The following is a 21,034-nucleotide window of genomic DNA, read 5'->3' as shown; positions in this document are numbered from 1 at the left end:
CCATCAAAAAATGAAAAAAACAGTTACCGTCTCTATTTTAGTATTAATCGTGGTAGTCTTTGCCGGCGCTTTATACTACCTGTATCAAAAAAACCAGGAAGATCCCAGGGTTTATGAAACCCAGCAAGCTTCAGTAGAAACTATTGTAAAGAAAACAGTGGCTACGGGAAATATCGTCCCAAAAGAAGAGGTGCTCATTAAACCCAATATTTCAGGAATAATAGATGAGATTTATATTGAAGCAGGAGACAAAGTAAAAGCGGGGGATTTAATTGCAAAAATCAGGGTAATTCCAAACGTGAATTCTTTACAAAGTGCGAAAGATGCCGTGGCTACCGCTAAAATCAATCTAGATAACGAAAAGAAAAATTACGAAAGACAAAAAACTTTATTCGAAAAGGGCGTGATTTCTCAAAACGATTTTGATAATGTAGAGACCAGTTATAAACGAATGAAACAAAATTATAAATCGGCCCAGCAAAATTTTGAAATTGTGCAAACCGGTACTACCAGCGGGATTGGTAGCGCGGCGAACACTTTAATTAGATCTACGGTAGATGGGATGGTTTTAGATGTGCCGGTGAAAATGGGAAACCAGGTGATTGAAAGTAATAATTTTAACGATGGTACTACCCTGGCCACCCTTGCCGATGTTAATCAAATGATTTTTGAGGGCAAGGTTGATGAGAGTGAAGTGGGGAAAATAAAAGAAAACCTGCCGTTGGAAGTGACCGTGGGCGCCATAGAAAATAAAACTTTTAATGCGGTATTGGATTATATCGCACCCAAGGGAGTAGATGAGAACGGAGCCATTCAGTTTGAAATAAAAGGAACTTTAGATAAGGCCGATACGACTTTTATTCGTGCGGGATTAAGTGCGAATGCTTCCATAATTTTAGACCGGGCAGATGAGGTGTTGGCCATTAAAGAAGCCCTGGTGCAGTTTGATGCAAAAACCCAGGAACCATTTGTAGAAGTTGATACGGGAGACCAGGAATTTGAACGCAGAGATTTGGAATTAGGAATTAGCGACGGTATCCAGGTGGAAGTAAAAGATGGTATTTCTAAAAATGATAAAATAAAGGTTTGGAACCAGGTAAAACCATCTCCGGAGTTTGCCGGAAGCTAATTTTACTTAAAAATGTAACAAGTTTATAATTTCAAAGACTCATCAACTACAAGACAGATTATGAAAAAAATTAGCTTACTAACTTTATTGCTATTTGCTACTTTTCTCGCCACGGCGCAGGAAAATAAAAAATGGACGCTGCAGGAGTGTGTGAACTATGCTTTAGAAAATAATATCTCTATTAAGCAAAGTGAACTGGATATAGAGCTTTCAGAATTAAACAAAAGAGATGCTATTGGGAACTTTTTGCCTAATATTAATGCTTCAGCATCAAATTCCTGGAACACCGGTTTAACCCAAAATGTAACCACGGGGATTTTACAAACGCAAACTACCCGAAACTTCTCGGCAGGAGTTACCGCGAGTTTAAACCTTTTTGACGGTTTGCGGAATTTCAAAGAATTACAACGTGCAAAAATATCGCAGTTGTCCAGCCAATACAGGCTTGAGAAAATGCAGGATGATATCACCTTGTTTGTTGCAGATGCTTACCTGCAGGTGCTTTTTAATAAACAGAACCTGGAAGTTTTAAAGTCACAGAATGAGGTTACCAAAGAACAATTAGAGCGCACAGAACAACTGGTGGATGCCGGTTCTTTGCCAAAAGGTGATTTATTGGAAATTGAAGCGACTTTTGCCGATGAAAGACAGCGTATTATTGTCGCAAAAAATAACATAAGGATTTCGCTAATTAGCCTGGCGCAAACGCTTCTCATTAAAGATTATGAGAATTTTGATATTGTAGAGCGGGACTATAATGTTTTTGGTAGTGAGCTATTAAATACCCCGGTTAACCAGGTGGTAGAAACAGCCAAAGAAGAACGCGCTGAAATTAAAATTGCCGAAACAAACAGGGAACTCGCCCAAAAAGATGTAGAGCTTGCACGAGGTGCTTATTATCCTACCCTTGGAGCGTTTTTTAACTATAACACCCGGGAGTCTGGAATGGGGCGTATTGTAGATGTAAGACCAGATGAAGATAACCCCACCCGCCAAATAGGTTTTGTAGAAGAAACGGGGGCTGTGGTTGTTGCGCCAAATACGGTGAGTACCATTGGAAGTCCTTTGCCATTTTTTGAACAACTGCAACGCAACGACGGGATAAGTTATGGGGTGCAATTAAATATTCCTATTTTTAATGGTTTATCTACCCGTAACCAGGTAAGACGAAACCAGGTTAATGTAAAGCGTGCTGAGTATGAACTGGAGCAGGCAAAGTTAGATTTAGAGGCCAATGTATATCAAGCTTACGTGGATGCTGAAGGTGCTTTTGAAGCTTATGAAGCAGCACTGGTAGCGGCAAATGCGCAGGAACAATCTTTCGAATATGCTACCCAGCGTTTTGATGTGGGACTTTCTAATGCCTTTGAATTTAGCCAGGCAAAGCTACGGTACGAGAATTCCCAAAGCGAAGTATTACGTACCAAATATGATTATATTTTTAAACTGAAAGTACTTGAACTTTATTTTGGAGTACCGGTGACCGACCTTAAATTTTAGATTATGAAGAAGAAGACCCTTTTTATTATTATAGGAATTGCCGTTGTTTTTATTATCCTGTTGGTGGTTGGTAAGAAAGCCGGCTGGTTTGGTAAGTCGGGGAATTTTAAAGAAGTAGAAATAACTAAGATTGAAGCTTTAGATATTAGGGAAACGGTATCGGCTACGGGTAAAATCCAGCCAGAGGTAGAGGTAATGCTTTCTTCAGAAGTTTCAGGAGAAATTATAGAACTGCCGGTAAAAGAAGGGCAGGCCGTAGAAAAAGGAGATCTGCTGGTAAAAGTAAACCCCGATATTTATGAAGCAAATTTACAACGGGTAAAAGCAGGTTTGCAAAACGCAAATGCCAATTATTCCCAGGCAAAGGCTTCCTTAAAGCAAGCAGAATCTAATTACAATCGTAATAAAACTTTGTTTGAGAAAGGTGTGATTTCCAAAGCAGAGTGGGATAGAATAGTATCAGACTATGAAGTGGCGCAGGCGAATAAAGAATCTGCTTATTACAATATGCAAAGTACTGCGGCTACCGTTTCTGAAGCACAAAGGAACTTAGGTCGAACCAATATTTACGCTCCTATGAGCGGTACAATTTCCAAACTTACGGCAGAGCTTGGGGAACGAGTAGTTGGAACCCAGCAAATGGCAGGTACAGAAATTTTAAGGGTAGCCAACCTTTCCAATATGGAAGTGGAAGTAGATGTAAATGAAAATGATATTGTTAAAGTTGAAGTGGGCGATTCTACCATCGTGGAGGTAGATGCTTATCTAGGAAAAGAATTTAAAGGAATTGTTACTGAAATTTCCAACTCTGCAGATCAGGCACTTACTACAGACCAGGTAACAAACTTTAAAGTGAAAGTTCGTATTGTGAAAAAATCTTATGAAGATCTACTGGAAGATAAAGCTGAAAACTATTCGCCTTTTCGTCCCGGGATGACAGCCACTGTAGATATTATTACCAATAATAAAAAGGATGTAATTGGAGTGCCAATTAGCGCTATTGTAATTAAAAATGATACTACTGCGAGTGCTGGAGGCAATGAAAAATATGAAGCCTTATTTATAAAAAATGGTGAAGAAGCAAAATTGCGAAAGGTGAGCACCGGTATTCAGGATGATAGTAATATTGAAATTACCGAAGGTTTGGAAACCGGGGAAACTGTGATTACGGGACCTTACAACACGGTTACCAAGAGTCTTAAAGATGGCGATAAGGTAGAAGTGAAAAACGGGAATAACTCGTAGAAGGACAGTGTGATTGCAGTATGAGTTTTCTGCATTTTTCAAAAATTATTCCTCTCTAGATTTCTTAAGTCTTACATTAGCAGAATAATATCAGCCCTCGCAGGTTTTCAAAACCTGCGAGGGCTTTTATATTCAGTGTTTTTTATTTATACTCTTAACTGCGATTGTTATTTGCAGGCCCTACCTTTATTATATTGCCACGCTACATCAACCTTTTTATATAACTCAATAAGATGCTAAAACGATATTACTGTTTGTGGATATTAAGTATTTTAGCAAAGTATTTAATATAAAAAAATAGAATTTGGCACTTATACTTTGTTTGGAAACAGCTACTACAAATTGTTCTGTCGCACTTGCTAAAGATGGAGCCTTACTGGCTTTAAAAGAAGATAACAGCGCTAAATATTCCCACGCAGAGAAACTGCACGTGTTTATTGAAGAGCTGTTAGAGGAGAATAAGCTTAACATTTCAGAACTTGATGCTATTGCGGTAAGCAAAGGACCGGGATCTTATACGGGACTTAGAATTGGTGTTTCTACGGCAAAAGGACTTTGCTTTTCTTTAGCGCTTCCCCTTATTGCCATTCCTACACTCACTTCCCTTGCATCACAGGTGAAAATAGAGACCGGAAAAATAGTTGCTATGCTTGATGCCCGTCGCATGGAAGTGTATTCGGCTATTTATGATCTCAATTTAAACCAGGTTAGAGAAACTAAAGCGCAGATATTGGATGAAAATGCTTTTAGGGAATATCTCGACAAAGAAAAACTTGTTTTTATTGGAAGCGGCGTAGAAAAATTTAAAGGTATTTGTGAACATCCAAATGCAGTATTTATTGAGGGAAGATTACCATCGGCCAGGGAGATGTGTGAACTGGCAGAATCCAGGTACAAAAAAAGCGACACCGAAGATGTCGCCTATTTTGAACCTTATTATTTAAAAGATTTTATTGCCGGTTAACCCCAACTTTTTCGCAATATAACTTTGAGGTCAATCTCCTGAATATTACAGGTTAGTCTGCTTTATCTGTTTTATTGTTTTTCTTTTTTTCTACCGTACCATTCATTTTGGTTTGGTCATAAAGATAAACATCACGTTGTGGGTAAGGAATAGTCATTCCGGCTTCCTCAAGTCTAATTTTTCCTTCCTCAATCATATACCAGTGTAGGTCCCAGAATTTACTGTTCTCGGCAAAATATCGTACAGAGAAGTTAACCGAGTCGGCACCAAGTTCAGAAACAATAATTTGTGGTGGGGTGTCACGAAGAATATCTTCCTGTTCATCTACCAGCTTTCTAAGTACTTCTTTTGCTTTCTTAAGGTCGTCATCATAAGAAATACCAAAGCTTAAGTTTTCTTTTCTAGTGCCGTTAAAGCTGTAATTAATAATCTTATCGTTGCTTAAATCTCCATTGGGAATTACCGCACGCTGGTTTCCGAAAGTATTTATCTTTGTGTAAAACAAACTTATTTCTACTACACTTCCAGAAATTCCCAGAGCCTCTATCCAGTCTCCTATTTTAAAAGGTTTAAGAATAATAATTAGTACTCCCCCGGCCAGGTTGGAAAGTGAGCCCTGCATTGCCAAACCAATGGCTAAACCGGCGGCACCAATGGCGGCCACCAAAGAGGCACTTTCTACGCCCAATTGGGTAATTACTAAAACAAAAAGTAAAATACGCAGTCCCCATCTTGTAGCATTTAATGTAAAAACCTCCAGGGTTTCATCATAGTCCTTTCTCTCAAATAACTTTCCTATGTATTTTACAATAATTTTAATGACCCATAAACCTATAAAAAGTAGGGCAATGGCACCTATAAGTGTGGGTAGGTAATCTATAAATTTACTTACGTATTCTTTGGCAATACTGCCGAAGTCATTTAATTTATCCATATTACTTTTTAAATTTAATTCAACAAATTGACTACTTTATTTTTAGTTATAATAAAATATCCTGTTTAATTATTGTTAAAACTGCTTTAGAGTTTCAATAGTTGCTGGTACTGAAGTTAAAGGAAGTTCGCAAGTGCCATTGTGACAAATATAAATTAGATTTTTGTTTTCCTGAAATCGGTTTTTTAGAATACTTATTGCTGAAGCTTTTTCACTTCCGGCTAAAAGGATGTTAGGCAAATATTCCTGTTGAATCTCAGATTTTATAACTAAGGCATTTTTTCCGGTTATAGCGACTTCGTAGGTATTTTCAGTAAAATCAAGAAGTAAATTAAGCCAGTTGGAATAAGCTTGTGGTTGCGTTTTTATTTTTGAGCTTACAGCTTTTAACATATTTTCTGCAATATCTCGATAGACTGTATTACCGGTGATTTTTGAAATTTTAAATAAGTTTTTGGCCATTACCGAGTTGGAGGCCGGGGTTACATTATCGGTCAATTCAAAATTTCTGGTAATTAAAGCTTCATCTTGCGAGGATGTAAAATAGAACAAGCCCGTTTCCTTATCCTGAAAATCTTCCAGGCAAACTTTAATGTATTGCTCACTGCGTTCCAGCCATTTTTCCTCAAAAGTAGTTTCATAAAGGTTTAAGAAAGCCTCACTGCAAAATACATAATCTTCCAGGTATGCATTAATACTGCTTTTGCCATTCTTATAGTTGTGGTAAAGCCTCAAATCTTCTTTGGTTTGTTTTTCTAAGAGAAACCCGGCATTATTTAGTGCCATTTCCAAAAATTCTGGTTCTTTAAAACTCTTATAGGCTTCGGCATAAGCGTTCAACATAAGTGCATTCCAGGAAGTAAGGCTTTTATCGTCAAGTCCTGGCTTTTCTCGCTTTTCACGAATTTTTTTAAGTTGAGTTGTCCATTTTTTTTTCTTCAGAAGTAATTCTTTCTCGCTTAAATCAAATTCGGAAGCTATTGCTTCATCGGGTTTTGTCCTAATAAGTACATACTTATCATCTTCCCATTTTCCGAAGGAATTAATATTATAATATGCCGAAAATATGGTGAAATCGTCTTTTAATATTTGCTGAAGCTGCTTTTTGGTCCAGGTATAAAAAGCGCCTTCAACTTTGTTACCTTGCTCATCTTTACTATCGGCATCTAAAGCAGAATAAAAGGCTCCGGAAGTATCGGTGAGTTCCTCCTTTATAAATTGTAATGTTTTATACACAACTTCTTTGTACCATTCTTTTTTGGTCAAATTGTATGCTTTGGAATATAAGCTTACCAGTTGGGCGTTATCATAGAGCATTTTTTCAAAATGAGGGACATGCCAGCGTTCATCTACAGAGTATCGTGAAAACCCACCGCCAATGTGATCAAAGACGCCTCCATAAGAAATTTTGTCTAAGCTGTGTAAAGTATGTTCTTTTAAATCACGGTCATTTAGCTGTACTGCAGCTCTTAATAAAAACTCCTGGTTCACCGGAAGCATAAATTTTGGAGCTCCTCTAGAGCCCCCGTTTTTATGATCTAAACTTTTTTTCCACTTTTCAATAATATTTGTAGTAAATGCAGAAGAGAAATCTGTCTCTTCTTTTGGTAAATCAATAAGCTGTAATTGTTGCAAACCTTCTTCCAGGTGGGAAGCGTATTCTTGCATTTTTTCCGGCTCATTTTTATATAATTCTGAAAGCTGTTTAAGGGCATCCAACCATTGTTCTTTTCTAAAATACAGTCCGCCCCAAACAGGTCGGCCATCTGGTAAAGCTACAATATTCATTGGCCAACCGCCAGACCCGGTCATGGCCTGCACAGCGTTCATATATACCTGGTCTATATCTGGGCGTTCTTCTCTATCAACTTTAATGTTTATAAAGTTGGTATTCATCATTTCAGCAACCCCTTCGTCTTCAAAGCTTTCGTGCTCCATCACATGGCACCAATGGCAGGCAGAATAACCTATGCTAATAAGCAATAGCTTGTTGTTTTTCCGGGCGTTGTCAAGACTTTCTGTGCTCCAGGCCTGCCAATTTACAGGGTTATGAGCATGTTGTAGAAGATAGGGACTGCTTTCGTGAATAAGTTGATTGGTATATTTGTGTTCTGGCATATTTGGTTTTTAATGAATAGAAAAGAGGTTTTCTAAAACCTTTGACCTATTTACCTAACATACCCCCAAATCCAGTTAGCCTATAGTTTCAAAACTTTTCGAGAACCTCTTATTAATAGTATGGTAATCTCTTTCTTAACTTATTTCAAAAGAGATTTTTACGTTAACCCTAAACTCGGTAATATTTTCACCATTTACAAGGGCACTTTGTTCTTTAACATAAACAGATTTTATATTTTTCACAGTTTTAGCTGCGTGTTTTACCGCTTTTTTAGTAGCATCTTCCCAACTCTCGGTAGAACTGGCTAAAACTTCAATCACTTTAATAATAGACATAATTCTTGGTTTAATTAAGATTAATAATGGTTTCTATTCTGAATTTAAACAATGAGATAAAAACCCATATAAGAACAACGCAGCTTTTAGACTGGTTCTGTCACCGCTATTTTTTTTGCTTTCAATTCAGAAAGGTGTTTCTAAAGATAGCATAATAAATTTAATAAAATGTTATCTATTGAAAATTAATGGTTTACACTGGTGAGTTTTAGAATTATTCTAATCCAAATTTTGAAAAGATAGCGACATAGTTTCCCGTGAGAAGTGAAGTAATTTGCGATTTGTAATGTATTTAATACCCAGAGCCTATTGATTAAAATAGAAAAGCCACTAACACTCGAATATTTTCTATTATTCGTGTATTCGTGGCAATTAATACTTTCTAGCTAGATACTTTGATTCTCGCTTATTCAAAATTATTATTTTCCGAAGATAATAATTAGAAGTTTAGAGAAGTTTATGCGATAAGCATTATAACAGCTTATCCGTTTACGGCTTCTACATAATCTACCTTACCGCTTAGCATATCCCTTAACATTGTTTCAATACCGTTTTTTAAGGTTAGTGTTGAGGATGGGCAACCGCTACAGGCTCCCTGTAAGATTACTTTAACCGTTTTGTTGTCTGGGTTATAAGAGTCAAATAGAATATTGCCGCCATCGCTGGCTACAGCCGGCTTAATATATTCGTCTAAAATAGCTATCACCTGTTTTGAGGTGTCATCGAGATCTTTAATCTCCTGGCTTACTTTTGGACTGGCCGGGTGATTATCGGTTTGTGTTGGTTGAGGGGCCGCAGCCTCTTCTTTTAGGACTTCTTTTCCCTCTTTAAGGTAATTGGTGATAAATTCCCGCAATTCCATGGTGATCTCTTCCCAACCGGCCATATCATATTTGTGAATAGATATATAATTGGTATCAATAAATACTGCTTTTACAAAAGGAAAATGAAAGAGCTGCTGTGCTAATGGGGAATTTTTAGCTTCATCTATATTTTTAAATTCCACGGTTTTTAAAACTAATTTCCTGTTGGTTGCAAACTTCATCACTCCTGGATTTGGAGTGGATTCTGCATAAACCGTTACCGGCACGTTTTTCGTTTGTTCTTCTTTTTCTTCCTTTATAACCACCCCACCTTCGTTTAAAAAGTTTTCAATTTGGGTCGCTACTTCTTCCTGTACATCTTCCCAGGAAACAATATCATACTTTTCTATCGCAATAAAATTTTGGGCAATATAAACTGTCTTTACAAAAGGTAAATAAAATAATTGCTGTGCAATTGGCGATTTTGAGGCCTCATCTATATTATGGAACTCAAAATTATCATGCCTGGTGAGAAAATTGTTAGTTTCGAATTTTACGATTGCAGGCTGGTTTGTGGGTTGTATATGGACTGTGAAGTTGTTCATTTCTAGTTTTTTGCAAACTTAGTAAAGAAAACTTAGGTAAACTATATCTTTACTCACTAAGTAGGGTTTTGAGCTTTTGAGCAGGGCCGAATTGTATTGAACGCAATGATTTTTTTGGTTGCTGCCTCTTTTTCTATTATGTGGATTATCTCCATCCATTGGTTTTTGCAACCACCGTTCATCAATTAGGTATTGGTTTTGATTTTAGCAAAAATAGAAAGCGCTGAGGTTGTACGTGTTCGACTAATAATTAAAAATCGAGGTAAGAAACTTTATATCCGTTTTTAGATGCATTTATAAGTTTAGAAAGCACCGTGGGATTGGTATTACTAAAGAACTCCGGGTTTGGATTTAAAGCATCTTTTTTGGGCGCCAGTAAATTATGTTGCTGTAAAATACTTTGGGTTTGCCGGGCTACGGCTTCTCCAGAATCTATTATTTGTACATTTTTAGGTAGTAATTCTCTTAATTTTGGAATTAGGTAAGGGTAGTGGCTGCAGCCTAAAACCAGGTAATCAATTTTATTGATTAAAAACGGCTCCAGTAACTTCAGCAATAAAATATGCATTTGGGGTGAGTCTTTCTCTCCTGCCTCTATCAATTCCACGAGTCCGCGGCCTTCAACTTCAACCACGTTAATATTCTTTCGGTAAAAATCTGAAGTTTTTGAAAAAAGACTGCTGGTTAGGGTTCCGCGAGTGGCGAGAATCCCTATAGTTTTGGTTTTTGAATTTGTTGCCGCCGGTTTAATTGCCGGTTCAATACCAATAAATGGAATAGTGTAGGAGGCACGTAGGTCTTCAATGGCATTGGTAGTAGCAGTATTACAGGCTACGACAATAATTTTGGCACCCATTTTTAGCAGTTTTTCAGTATTCTTTTTGCTAAGCTGTTTTATCTCCTCAATAGGCTTCTCTCCATAAGGTGCATATTTGCTATCGGCAAGATAAATGGTTTTTTCTGAAGGCATTAATTCGTGAATCTCCCGCCAAATGGAAGTTCCGCCAACTCCAGAATCAAATATACCTATGGGACTGCTCTTACTCATTGAACTCATTTACACAAAAATAAAAACTGCGCTCCAAAAGGGCGCAGTTTTAACTTTTATTTTCTATGATGGAAAGTTATTACATTCCCAGCTCAGATTTTACTTCGCTCATAAGATCTTTACCATCGGCAAGGATAACTCCTGTTCCTGTACTTGAGTCCAGTACATAGTCATAGCCTTGTGCTCTGGCTACTTTTTGAATAGCTTCACGCGCCTTTTCAATCACAGGTCTAATAAGGTCATTCTCCTTCTTTTGAAGCTCCTGTCTTGCTCTCTGGCTATGCTCCTGGATTCTTCTTTCGGTAGCCTGAAGTTCACTGGCTCTTTTTGAGTTTTCTTCCTCTGTTACAGTTTCTGCTTCAGATTGGTAACGCTGCATGGTATTCTGAGCTTCCGTCAACATATCTTTAATTTCAGCATCATAAGTTTTTTCTAACTTTTGCAATTGTGACATTGCATCTTTATAAGCTGGCATGGTTTCTACCAGTTCCTGGGTAGCAATGTGGGCAACTTTGCTTTGTGCGTTAGTAAATGCAGTAGCTCCTAAAGTTAAGGCAAGAGCTATAAAAAGTGTTCTGAATTGTTTCATTGTTAATTGATATTAATTGTTAATTATTAAAGTTTAAAATTGTTATTTTATTGAATTGTATCTTTTTTGTTTCTTTCGGCTTCCCTTGCAGCCTGTACAGAATCTCTTCTTTGTTGTCTTTCTTTTAATATTCTTTCTCGCCGCTCCTGAAATTCTCTCTTTCTGGCTTCTTTAATAGAATCCCGCTGTCTTTTTTGTTCTTCTATCAACGCTCTTCGTTCAGCTTTTCTTTCTTCAATCGCCTTCTCGCGATCTGTAATTTCTTTATCTTCCTCTGCAGTACGAGCTTCGGCTCTTTCAAGCTCCCTTTTTTCCTGCCTGGTTTCAATTTGTTTGCGGTTGGAAGTCCTGTTTATACTTCTCAAAACCTGGTCGCTTACATCATAACGCTTATTGGCAAATAACATTCCAGATTCAGAATTTCTATCAAATATAAAATCAAGGTTTCTGTTTTCGGCTATTTCCTGTACCGCCGTAAATACCTGGTCCTGAATTGGCCTTACCAATTGCTTTTTCTGAAGAATGTAATCTCCTTCTGGACCGAAGCGTTTTTGTTCATAATCTGTGGCTTGTTCCTGTTGATAAGCAATTTCATCTTCGCGTTCTTCAATTAGCTGGGGTGTTAGTAAAGCTCTTTCGTTTTGTAAAGTAGCTTTCATCTCATTAATTTCCTGCTGTTTCTGCTGAATCTCTTTTTGCCATTCTTTCACCCGCTCTTCCAACTGCTTACTCGCTTGTTGGTATTCGGGAACATTTTGAAGGATATATTCCATATCTACATATCCTACCTGTATGGATTTTTGGGCTTGTAGTCCCAATCCTGCCAGGATAAATACTATGAATAAAAACCTTCTTTTAATCATATATATGGGTTATAGAAAATATCGTGCCAAATTAAAATTGTTGTCCAATAATGAAATGCGTTTCCCAACCGTGTGCCCCGCTATCTGTGCCAATAGGATCGAAACCATATCCAAAATCAATTCCCAGTAGACCAAAAGCTGGCATAAAGATTCGCAATCCTGCACCCGCTGATCTACTTAATTGAAAAGGATTAAAATCTTTAAAATTATCATAAGATGCACCGCCTTCAATAAAAGTTAGGGCATAGATTGATGCCGATGGTTTAAGTGTAATTGGGTACCTAAGTTCTAAAGAGTACTTGTTGTAAATGGTAGCCCCGTCATCACTAACGCCAGAAGGTCTATCCATAGGTACTACAGATTGGTTTGGGTAACCTCTTAACTGTATAGTTTCCCGTCCATCTAAACTAAAGGCACCAAGACCATCTCCACCAAGAAAGAAACGCTCAAAAGGTGGGATACCACGATCGTTGTTATACGCTCCCAGAAAACCATATTCTACACTGGTTTTTAATACCAGTTTTTTGAAAAGGTTGGTGTACCAATCCCCGCTAAATTTAACTTTGTAAAATTCCAACCAGTTAAATTTCTTTTGGTCTATTTTACGTTGATCACCAACCGCATTTTCTGGGGTAACACGGTCTCCCTGGGTGTTTATAAGGTTTCCGTTTTCATCTTCTAGCTGGAATTCCCTTTGATCTGCCAGGTTTGCATAGTCTATCCCGTTCCATAATGAATATGGTGGAGTAAATTTAGCTGTAATTTTAAATTTTGAACCTCCCATTGGGAAAATTGGGTTCACGTAAGTGTTGTCCCGGGTAAGTCCCAAAGTATAAGTAAAGTTGTTGGAGTGTCCGTCTCCAAAAGTAAACAATCCGGTATTGTAATTGTTGAGGTTATAACGCTGAAAACCTAAAGAATGAGAAACCGTAATGTAAGGATCTGGAACAGTTAAACGCTTCGCTAAACCAACATTTACACCCAATATATCAAAACTTCTACTACGATCTGCTTTTCGGCTTCTGTAGTCAAATAAAAATTGTCTTGTATAGGAAAAAGAGGTTTGTAAACTTACCGGCTTTTTTCCACCTAACCAGGGCTCCATAAAAGAAAGGCTGTAGGTTTGGTAGAAGGTACTGGCTTGTGCTCTAAGTGATAAGGTTTGCCCGTCTCCCATAGGAACTGGCTTGTAAGCATCTTTATCAAAAATACCCGATAAGGAGAAGTTATTAAAAGATAATCCCAGGGTACCAATAAAACCACCGCCACCGTAACCACCTTGTAGTTCTATTTGGCTGGCCCCAGATTCAACTACCGAATATTCTAAATCTAAAGTCCCCGCTTGAGGATCTGGGTTTACAAATTTTGGTTCTAATTGCTCGGCATCAAAGAACCCGAGTTGCCCCAATTCCCGAACGGTAGATACTACATCTTCCTGGCTGTATTTTTGCCCGGGTTTGGTTCGCAATTCCCGGTAAATCACGTGATCCTTTGTTTTGTCATTTCCGGTTACTGTAATATGGTCAAAATAGGCTTCTTTTCCTTCTACAATCCTAATTTCAAAATCAATAGTGTCGTTATATACATTGGTTTCAACAAGGTTGATGTTAGAGAAAAGGTAACCGTTGTTTTTATACAGGTTAGACAAATCCTCCCCGTCTGGTTTTGTTTGGTCTGCAATTCGTTTGTCCAACAGCACACCGTTGTAAACATCTCCTTTATTAATTCTTAAAACGCTTTGCAGTTGTTCATCAGAATAAACAGTGTTCCCTAAATAATTGATATCACCAATATAGTATTGATCTCCTTCTTCTACATTGAGTTTAAGACTAATGGTTTTCTTATCTATATCAATCAATGAGTCGGTAACAATTCTTGCATCGCGATAGCCGCTTTCTTTATATTTATCGATAATAGCCTCTTTATCTGCTTTATAATCGGCTTTTACATATTTAGATCTTTTCCAAAAACGAATAAAATTTTTCTGCTTGGTGTTTTTCATTTGGCGCCGCAGCTTAGCATCAGAGAATTTCTCGTTTCCTATAAAATCTATATCCTTAATTTTAACCCGGTCGCCCTGGTTAATGTCAACTACCATGTTTACCAGGTTGGAGGCGGTAGTATCTTTTACTTCAGAAGTTCTTATGGCAACTTTTGTATTAAAATAACCATCTTTCCGATATTTACTTTCAATATAATTTTTGGTGGTAGTGATGAGGTTTTCAGAAACTTTTGCGCCTTTCCTTAGCTTATTTTCCTTAATGATTTCCTCTTTCTCCCGTTTTTTAAGCCCCGTAACTTTAACTTCATTAAGTTTTGGAACTTCCTGGATTTCAATTTCAAGATCGGCAACATTATCATCGCTTACATTGGTGATGTAAAAGTTAATATCACTAAACTGGTCTAAATCCCAAAGCTTTTTAATTACGCCACTTATCTTATCCCCAGGAATAAAAACTTCCTCTCCTTTCTTAAGCCCCGTATAAGCGATAACCGTTTGTTCATTAAAACTAATGGTTCCTGTAACTTTAATATCGCCAATTGTATATTTTTTTCCATCAGATAATGGTAAGCCCTGCGCTTGTGAAGAAATACTAAAAAATAAACCTAAGGCCAATGCCAGGAATGTAAATATTCGCGTTGCTGTGCAAGGGCTAACTAAGTTGCTCGCTGGTTTTTCCAAATCGTCTTTCTCTATTTTGATAGTTGTAAATGGCGTTAAAAAGATTTTCTTTTCTAAAATCTGGCCATAATATTTTTGTGAAATATAATTCAGCATAAGCAATTTGCCATAGAAGAAAATTGCTAATACGTTGCTCTCCGCTGGTTCTTATTAACAAATCTACCTCCGGAAAATTTCGGGTGTAAAGATGCTTATTTATAACCGATTCATCAATAGCATTGGTAGATAATTCGTTATTTTTAACTTTTTCGCTTATTTCTTTTACTACAGAAGTTAATTCCTCCCGGGAGCCGTAGCTTAGCGCGAGGTTGAGCACCATACGGTCGTTATCCTTTGTTTTTTCTATAACTTCCTGTAACTCACGATAAACCTTCTTTGGGAGGGTCTTTAAATTACCAATCGCATTAAGTTTAATATTATTATCCTGAAGTGTTTTGATCTCTTTTTTTAGGGAAGAAACAAGGAGTTTCATGAGGGTATCCACTTCCAGCTTGGGGCGCTTCCAATTCTCGGTAGAAAAAGCATAAAGGCTTAAATACTCAATACCTATCTCTGCTGAAGCTTCTACCACATCTTTTACAGCCGTAGTCCCTTCTTCGTGCCCGGCAGCTCTTAAAAAGCCTTTTTTTCTAGCCCAACGACCGTTACCATCCATGATTATGGCAATGTGTTGTGGTAGCTTTTTGAGATTGATGTCTTCCTTATTTTTCATCCTAAAAATTACTATAACAAGGTTTTCTACCCCAGGAAAAGGTGAAACTTACCCCGGTAAAAACATACCAGTCATTGGTGTTTTCGTTTCCAAATTCCAGTCCAGTAACGCTGCTGCGGTCTCCTGTGAGTTCTTCTGGCCAGCTGCCGTCTAAATTATCTGTAAAAGTATATCTGGCACCTATTTCTAAAGCACCTATAATATGCCTGGTGATACTTTCTTTATAACCAAATACTATTGGAATGGCAAAACTCCAGTTGGCAGTTTCGTTTACCAATTCACCGTTTGGATATGGAGCACTTAATTTTAAGTGATCTGACTTAAAATAGCTTATGCCAGAATATAGATAAGGAGTGCTTTGCGGGTGGCCTTCGTGTAAATCGAAACTCCAAAAGTTATATTCTATTCCCAAAGAAGCTTCGCCTATGGTATTGTTAAAGGAATAACCCCTGTTTTTTCTTCTGGCGTCATTAGCATTTGCGTCATCTGCGCTAATTTCTGCATACATAAGCGAAAACCTAAAGGCGTGGCGAGCGCTGCGATTCCATTTAATAAGTGCACCTCCTACAAGATTGTTGGGGAGTATAAAATTTGTTCGGCCTACATCGCCTATATAGTTTGCGCCGCCAATATATGGCCCTATTTCAAATGTTTGAGAATATGATTTTTGCGCAAAAACCAGCGTAATAACAAAAACTAATAAGTACCTCATAGGTTTTCAAAAGTTTGCAAATATAACAATTATGTTTGCTCCACAATAATTTGAGCCATAATGTATATATGCATAAACAGTTTTTTAAAAAGAATATTGTTTAATTTCGTTTGTCTTCTCCCCACATAAGCTTTTTACGCAAGGTGTGAAGAAAGCTTCCGTCTGTGAGTTCAACGAGATTGATGTCGTGCGGTGCTTTTTTTATAATTATCTCAGTATTATCTTCCAGGGTGGCGATGCGGGAGTCCATAGAAATAAGGTGGGTGTCTTCCCGGCTGGAAACCCGTAAGGTGATTTTTGTGCTGTCTTTTATAATGAGCGGTCGCGCGTTTAAATTATGTGGTGCTATTGGAGTAATAATAAGTACGCCGGCGTCTGGCGTGATTACCGGTCCCCCGCAACTTAGGGAATATCCCGTGGAGCCGGTAGGGGTGGAAACTATTAATCCATCTGCCCAGTAAGAATTCAAATATTTATCGTCTAGCCAGGTATCTATGGTGATCATGGAAGTGCTGTTTTTACGGCTCACAGCAATTTCATTTAAAGTTACCTGTTCAAAAACCGGGTCCTTACTTGGGGGATTGGTGCTTACATCCAGTACCGTTCTTGGAGAGGTGCTAAATTTCTTCTGAAGAATATGATCCAGGGTTTCTTCAATTTCTTCCTTTTGCAAGGTTGCCAAAAAGCCAAGGCGCCCTGTGTTGATGCCAATAATGGGGATGTCTAAATCCCTTACATAATTAATGGATTTAAGAATAGTGCCATCTCCTCCAATGCAGAAAAAAAGCTCAAAACTTTCATCTAAATTGCTAAAGGTTTTAAATTTAGCATACTTCTTATCAATGCATTTGTTAAGCTCAATGAGTCTTAGAAAGTTTTCTTCTATTACTACTTCAATGTTATTTTGTTGAAGCAAACTTAGAAGTTGTGCGATATATTTTCCGGCATTGGGATGATAAAACTGGCCGTAAATGCCTACTTTCATATATGTCTTTTTTACAGGTCTTTTTTTGTGCTCCCTAACCGGGAACCTTTTACCTTGTTATTAAATATTTTAATGGGCTAAATCTTCGGGTGACTTCGATCGATTAAATGTTATATATTTAAATATTTGTCTAAGTATTTTGACCTGTCTTTAAGGTTCTTTTTAAAATTATCTTCCTGGTGTTCAGAAACAATCTTATAAGAATACCTTCTAAAGGATTGAATGATCTCGTTAATACCAGACGGACTCAACTTTAGAGTGATTTGCGCTACATCATTTTCAATTTTAGAGATGAAAATTCCAAGTAAATTGGCGTTGTTTGATTCTACAATTTGAACAATTTCTCCAAAAGAATAATCCTGGATACCTTTTTGAATCACAATAATATTCCCCGCTTCACTTAAAAATGGTGTTTCATTAAAAAGTGAGATGATTTCGGTTAATTCTACATAGCCCAAATAATCGTTTTCTTCATCTAAAACCGGTAAAATATTAGTATTGTTTTGCGCAAATTTCTCCAAAATATCCAGCCAGTAATCGGTGTCTCTCACAAAAAAGCCTTCCAAAGCATATTGATAATCTGCCAGGGTTTTATGAGCATCGAAGCAGCGAATATCATTTTCAGAAATACAACCTAAATACATCCCGTTGTTCGCTACCGGAAGATGCGAATAAGTCAATTGATTGAATAAATTCTGAATTTCCTCTATTTGTTCTGAAAATTCCCGAATTGCAACATCGTTAATTATAAAATTCTCCATATTCATACTCGTACCTTCTTTGGTGCAAATTAATTAAAATAAAATTCTTAGACCATTTACAAGTTTGTATTTTTGTGAGAATACCTTTAGGTTATACGTTTGAAGCCGGTATCGCTAAAGCTTTAGGCCGGGGAACATAAAAAATGAGATAAGTTCTTAATAAAAACTTTTATAATGACTAAATTAAGTGTGAATATCAATAAAATCGCCACCCTAAGGAATGCGCGTGGCGGTGATATCCCCAATGTGGTGGAAGCAGCGCAGAAAATTGAATCTTTTGGCGGGCAGGGCATAACCGTGCATCCAAGGCCAGATGAAAGACATATTACTTATAAAGATGTGCGGGATTTGGCTCCTTTGCTAAAAACCGAATTTAACATTGAAGGGAACCCTATTGCAAAATTCATTAATCTAGTGTTAGAAGTTAAACCGGCGCAGGTAACCCTGGTGCCAGATGCTGAAGATGCGATAACTTCCAATGCGGGTTGGGACACGGTTAAAAACAAAGAATTCTTACAGGATGTAATTAAGGAATTTAAGCAACATGGAATTAGAACCTCTATTTTTGTAGATCCCGATGAAGAAATGGTGAAAGCTGCTTTGGAAACCGGAACAGATCGAATAGAGTTATATACCGAATCCTATGCGGTAGCTTATGCTAATAGTGATAAAAAAGGAGTGGAACCTTATAACAGGTGTGCAGAGTTAGCGCATACTTTAGGTCTTGGTATTAACGCCGGGCACGATCTCTCTTTAGATAATATTCATTATTTTCAGAAAAAAGTACCACATCTGGACGAGGTTTCTATTGGTCATGCCTTAATTGCCGAGGCTTTATACCTTGGGCTTGAAGATACCATTAAGAAATACCGCGACTTGTTGAACTAATTGTAAGCTAAAAAAAATGAAATTACATTCTATAATATTGGGAGAGGGAACCCCTTTATTGATTCTACATGGTTTTTTGGGAATGAGCGATAATTGGAAAACCCTGGGAAATAAAATAGCTAAAGAAAAGTCATTTCAGGTGCATTTGGTAGATCAACGCAACCATGGTAAAAGTCCGCATAGTGACGAACATTCTTACGAGCTTATGGCAAAAGATGTAAAAGCCTATTGCGAAGAACACGCTTTAAAAGATGTTGTTTTGATGGGGCATTCTATGGGTGGAAAAACGGCTATGCTTGCTGCAGCCAATTATCCAGAGCTTATTAAAAAGCTTATTGTGGTAGATATCGCGCCAAAATATTACAAGCCACATCATCAACAAATTTTAAAAGGCTTAACGGCGCTGGAAGAAGCCGATTTAGCTTCCCGGCAGGAAGCCGATGAGCTCCTTTCTGAATTTATTTCAGAAAAACCCGTTCGACTTTTCTTATTAAAAAATTTAAAGCGTAAGGTTGAAGGTACTTATTGCCTAAAGGTAAACCTGGAAACTTTAAAAGAACATATTGAAGAAATAGGGAAGGGTCTTTCGCAGAAAAAATCTTTTGAAGGTCCTACCTTGTTTATAAAAGGAGGTAACTCTAATTATATTAAGGAAAAAGATAAAGAAGAGATTAAAAAACAATTTTCTTTAACTGAATTTAAGGAAATAGAAGGGGCAGGACACTGGGTTCACGCTGAGAAAATGGAAGAGTTCTATAAGCTTGTAGTTGAATTTATTTAAAATCTTTCTATTTTTATTATGCATACATAATAAATTTTTCGATATTGTTGGGTAATTTATAATTAATGTTAATTTTGAACTTAACAAAACATTAGAATTAAAACAAACCTAACTTATTATGAGAAAATTTCTATTCCTTGGCCTTTTTGGGCTAATGGCTGCGGTAACTTATGCCGGTGGGTATAGGGTAAGCCTCCAGGGACAGCGCTCCCTGGCGATGGGCCATACCGGGGTTGCCGTTGTGAGTAACGCAGAACTTGCTTTTTTTAATCCTGCCGGGCTGGCATATCTTGAAAACAAGATTAATGTTTCTGCCGGTGTAAGCGCCGTATTTTCAAAGGTAAAATATCAAAACTCAGACTATGGTATTAGTGCCGAAACCGATAGTCCCGTGGGCACGCCTTTTTATGCTTATGGTTCCTATCGTGTAAACGATTGGTTGACCCTTGGGTTGGCAGCTTATACGCCTTATGGCAGTACGGTGGAGTGGCCAACAGATTGGGCAGGATCACATTTGAACAACAATATAGAGCTGCAGGCAATTTATATACAGGCGCTGGCTTCAGTAAGAATTACAGATCAACTAAGTGTTGGCGGAGGTCCAATTTATGTGAGCGGGTCTGTGAATTTTAACCGTAACCTTAATCGCACCCTTACCGACATTAATGGAGAACGGTCTAATGTTACCATAGATGCCAGTGGAGTGCACGCTTTTGGATGGTCTGCCGGTGCTATGTTTAGAGCGACCGAAGATCTTACGTTTGGTGTGAATTACCGCAGTGAGATTAATGTGGAGGCCGAGGAAGGGGATGCTACTTTTCAAAATATCCCAAACTCCCCTCAAACCCCGTTTGAGGATACCAAATTTGACGCCGCCCTGCCTTTGCCCGCAGAACTTAGCGTAGGCGTTTCTTATGCACTTTTAGATAAATGGCTGCTGGCTTTCGATTATAATATGACCTATTGGGATGCTTATAAATCCCTGGATATCGACTTTGCTAATAGTAATATTCCAGATTCCAAGAATCCGCGTAATTATAGCAATTCTTCTACCTATAGGTTTGGGTTGCAATATTTAGCCAACGATATGATCACGCTAAGAGTAGGCTACTACTTCGATGAATCTCCCGTTGAATCTGGTTATTTCGCTCCCGAAACCCCTAGAAACGATGCGCATGGATTTACCGGCGGACTTTCAGTAAATATAAATGACCACCTGGCCATAGATGCGGCTTTTCTTTACAACAGGTTTAAAGAGGTGGATGAGTCTTATGCTCCAGATCCTTCGGAATTTCCGAATTATGACGGAGTGCCGTTTGAAGGAACCTATAAAACATCGGCTTTTGTGCCGGGACTTGGTGTAACTTATAAATTATAA

At 37.7% G+C, this 21,034-nt stretch carries 19 protein-coding genes; 7 read left to right on the top strand and 12 right to left on the bottom strand.

The features are described from left to right. Positions 1-10: 10 nt before the first annotated feature. The 4 genes from BUA71_RS09760 (at position 11) to tsaB (ending at position 4,838) form a co-directional block, all read left to right on the top strand. Positions 11-1,129, top strand: a complete 1,119-nt coding sequence (locus BUA71_RS09760) for an efflux RND transporter periplasmic adaptor subunit (RefSeq protein WP_072879208.1) — start codon at positions 11-13, stop codon at positions 1,127-1,129. A gap of 60 nt (positions 1,130-1,189) precedes the next feature. Next, positions 1,190-2,629: a TolC family protein gene (locus BUA71_RS09755; protein WP_072879206.1), complete on the top strand. Its 1,440-nt coding sequence runs from the start codon at positions 1,190-1,192 to the stop codon at positions 2,627-2,629. Between the two features lie 3 nt (positions 2,630-2,632). Beyond that, on the top strand, positions 2,633-3,874 hold the full coding sequence (locus tag BUA71_RS09750; protein ID WP_072879204.1) for an efflux RND transporter periplasmic adaptor subunit: 1,242 nt from the start codon (positions 2,633-2,635) through the stop codon (positions 3,872-3,874). A 304-nt stretch (positions 3,875-4,178) separates the two neighbouring features. After that, a complete protein-coding gene (gene tsaB, locus BUA71_RS09745; protein ID WP_072879202.1) occupies positions 4,179-4,838 on the top strand; it encodes a tRNA (adenosine(37)-N6)-threonylcarbamoyltransferase complex dimerization subunit type 1 TsaB in 660 nt (219 codons plus the stop codon). 52 nt (positions 4,839-4,890) lie between these two features. Here the strand turns inward: tsaB and BUA71_RS09740 are convergent, their stop codons facing one another. From BUA71_RS09740 to BUA71_RS09685, 12 genes are all read right to left on the bottom strand, one after another. Next, on the bottom strand, positions 4,891-5,772 hold the full coding sequence (locus tag BUA71_RS09740; protein ID WP_072879201.1) for a mechanosensitive ion channel family protein: 882 nt from the start codon (positions 5,770-5,772) through the stop codon (positions 4,891-4,893). A 75-nt stretch (positions 5,773-5,847) separates the two neighbouring features. Next, positions 5,848-7,890 carry a thioredoxin domain-containing protein gene (locus BUA71_RS09735; protein ID WP_072879199.1) on the bottom strand — a complete coding sequence of 681 codons (2,043 nt, stop codon included), beginning with the start codon at positions 7,888-7,890 and terminating at the stop codon, positions 5,848-5,850. Positions 7,891-8,025: 135 nt separating this feature from the next. After that, positions 8,026-8,226 (bottom strand): dodecin family protein, encoded by a 201-nt coding sequence (locus BUA71_RS09730; RefSeq protein WP_072879197.1) that lies wholly within the window; start codon positions 8,224-8,226, stop codon positions 8,026-8,028. Positions 8,227-8,707: 481 nt separating this feature from the next. After that, complete coding sequence (locus BUA71_RS09725; protein ID WP_072879195.1) at positions 8,708-9,634, bottom strand: NifU family protein; 927 nt, start codon at positions 9,632-9,634, stop codon at positions 8,708-8,710. Between the two features lie 250 nt (positions 9,635-9,884). Then, entirely contained in the window at positions 9,885-10,682 is a 798-nt protein-coding gene (murI, locus tag BUA71_RS09720) for a glutamate racemase (RefSeq protein WP_072879193.1), read from the bottom strand. A gap of 79 nt (positions 10,683-10,761) precedes the next feature. Further along, positions 10,762-11,271 (bottom strand): OmpH/Skp family outer membrane protein, encoded by a 510-nt coding sequence (locus BUA71_RS09715; protein WP_072879191.1) that lies wholly within the window; start codon positions 11,269-11,271, stop codon positions 10,762-10,764. 47 nt (positions 11,272-11,318) lie between these two features. Further along, positions 11,319-12,134, bottom strand: coding sequence for an OmpH/Skp family outer membrane protein (locus BUA71_RS09710; protein ID WP_072879189.1), 816 nt, complete (start codon positions 12,132-12,134; stop codon positions 11,319-11,321). Between the two features lie 31 nt (positions 12,135-12,165). Further along, on the bottom strand, positions 12,166-14,817 hold the full coding sequence (bamA, locus tag BUA71_RS09705; protein ID WP_083572071.1) for an outer membrane protein assembly factor BamA: 2,652 nt from the start codon (positions 14,815-14,817) through the stop codon (positions 12,166-12,168). Beyond that, positions 14,789-15,529: an isoprenyl transferase gene (locus tag BUA71_RS09700; protein WP_072879187.1), complete on the bottom strand. Its 741-nt coding sequence runs from the start codon at positions 15,527-15,529 to the stop codon at positions 14,789-14,791. The genes bamA and BUA71_RS09700 overlap by 29 nt, the downstream gene beginning before the upstream one ends. A gap of 1 nt (position 15,530) precedes the next feature. Continuing rightward, on the bottom strand, positions 15,531-16,241 hold the full coding sequence (gene porG / locus BUA71_RS09695; protein WP_072879185.1) for a type IX secretion system protein PorG: 711 nt from the start codon (positions 16,239-16,241) through the stop codon (positions 15,531-15,533). A 100-nt stretch (positions 16,242-16,341) separates the two neighbouring features. Continuing rightward, complete coding sequence (locus BUA71_RS09690; RefSeq protein ID WP_072879183.1) at positions 16,342-17,226, bottom strand: NAD kinase; 885 nt, start codon at positions 17,224-17,226, stop codon at positions 16,342-16,344. A 110-nt stretch (positions 17,227-17,336) separates the two neighbouring features. Further along, on the bottom strand, positions 17,337-17,993 hold the full coding sequence (locus BUA71_RS09685) for a CBS domain-containing protein (protein WP_072879181.1): 657 nt from the start codon (positions 17,991-17,993) through the stop codon (positions 17,337-17,339). 168 nt (positions 17,994-18,161) lie between these two features. Here BUA71_RS09685 and BUA71_RS09680 point away from each other — a divergent pair, with 168 nt between their 5' ends. The 3 genes from BUA71_RS09680 (at position 18,162) to BUA71_RS09670 (ending at position 21,034) form a co-directional block, all read left to right on the top strand. Further along, on the top strand, positions 18,162-18,875 hold the full coding sequence (locus tag BUA71_RS09680; protein WP_072879179.1) for a pyridoxine 5'-phosphate synthase: 714 nt from the start codon (positions 18,162-18,164) through the stop codon (positions 18,873-18,875). Positions 18,876-18,891: 16 nt separating this feature from the next. Beyond that, positions 18,892-19,656, top strand: coding sequence for an alpha/beta fold hydrolase (locus BUA71_RS09675; RefSeq protein WP_072879177.1), 765 nt, complete (start codon positions 18,892-18,894; stop codon positions 19,654-19,656). A gap of 118 nt (positions 19,657-19,774) precedes the next feature. Beyond that, positions 19,775-21,034 (top strand): OmpP1/FadL family transporter, encoded by a 1,260-nt coding sequence (locus BUA71_RS09670; RefSeq protein WP_072879175.1) that lies wholly within the window; start codon positions 19,775-19,777, stop codon positions 21,032-21,034.

The sequence above is a fragment of the Salegentibacter echinorum genome, from assembly GCF_900129445.1.
GTDB lineage: Bacteria > Bacteroidota > Bacteroidia > Flavobacteriales > Flavobacteriaceae > Salegentibacter > Salegentibacter echinorum.
This window is presented reverse-complemented; position numbering and strand designations above follow the sequence as displayed.

Coding starts and splice junctions, on each gene's coding strand:
- BUA71_RS09760 (WP_072879208.1), top strand. CDS start 11: ATGAAAAAAACAGTTACCGTCTCTATTTTAGTATTAATCGTGGTAGTC.
- BUA71_RS09755 (WP_072879206.1), top strand. CDS start 1,190: ATGAAAAAAATTAGCTTACTAACTTTATTGCTATTTGCTACTTTTCTC.
- BUA71_RS09750 (WP_072879204.1), top strand. CDS start 2,633: ATGAAGAAGAAGACCCTTTTTATTATTATAGGAATTGCCGTTGTTTTT.
- BUA71_RS09740 (WP_072879201.1), bottom strand. CDS start 5,772: ATGGATAAATTAAATGACTTCGGCAGTATTGCCAAAGAATACGTAAGT.
- BUA71_RS09735 (WP_072879199.1), bottom strand. CDS start 7,890: ATGCCAGAACACAAATATACCAATCAACTTATTCACGAAAGCAGTCCC.
- BUA71_RS09730 (WP_072879197.1), bottom strand. CDS start 8,226: ATGTCTATTATTAAAGTGATTGAAGTTTTAGCCAGTTCTACCGAGAGT.
- BUA71_RS09725 (WP_072879195.1), bottom strand. CDS start 9,634: ATGAACAACTTCACAGTCCATATACAACCCACAAACCAGCCTGCAATC.
- murI (WP_072879193.1), bottom strand. CDS start 10,682: ATGAGTAAGAGCAGTCCCATAGGTATATTTGATTCTGGAGTTGGCGGA.
- BUA71_RS09715 (WP_072879191.1), bottom strand. CDS start 11,271: ATGAAACAATTCAGAACACTTTTTATAGCTCTTGCCTTAACTTTAGGA.
- BUA71_RS09710 (WP_072879189.1), bottom strand. CDS start 12,134: ATGATTAAAAGAAGGTTTTTATTCATAGTATTTATCCTGGCAGGATTG.
- BUA71_RS09700 (WP_072879187.1), bottom strand. CDS start 15,529: ATGAAAAATAAGGAAGACATCAATCTCAAAAAGCTACCACAACACATT.
- porG (WP_072879185.1), bottom strand. CDS start 16,241: ATGAGGTACTTATTAGTTTTTGTTATTACGCTGGTTTTTGCGCAAAAA.
- BUA71_RS09690 (WP_072879183.1), bottom strand. CDS start 17,226: ATGAAAGTAGGCATTTACGGCCAGTTTTATCATCCCAATGCCGGAAAA.
- BUA71_RS09685 (WP_072879181.1), bottom strand. CDS start 17,993: ATGAATATGGAGAATTTTATAATTAACGATGTTGCAATTCGGGAATTT.
- BUA71_RS09680 (WP_072879179.1), top strand. CDS start 18,162: ATGACTAAATTAAGTGTGAATATCAATAAAATCGCCACCCTAAGGAAT.
- BUA71_RS09675 (WP_072879177.1), top strand. CDS start 18,892: ATGAAATTACATTCTATAATATTGGGAGAGGGAACCCCTTTATTGATT.
- BUA71_RS09670 (WP_072879175.1), top strand. CDS start 19,775: ATGAGAAAATTTCTATTCCTTGGCCTTTTTGGGCTAATGGCTGCGGTA.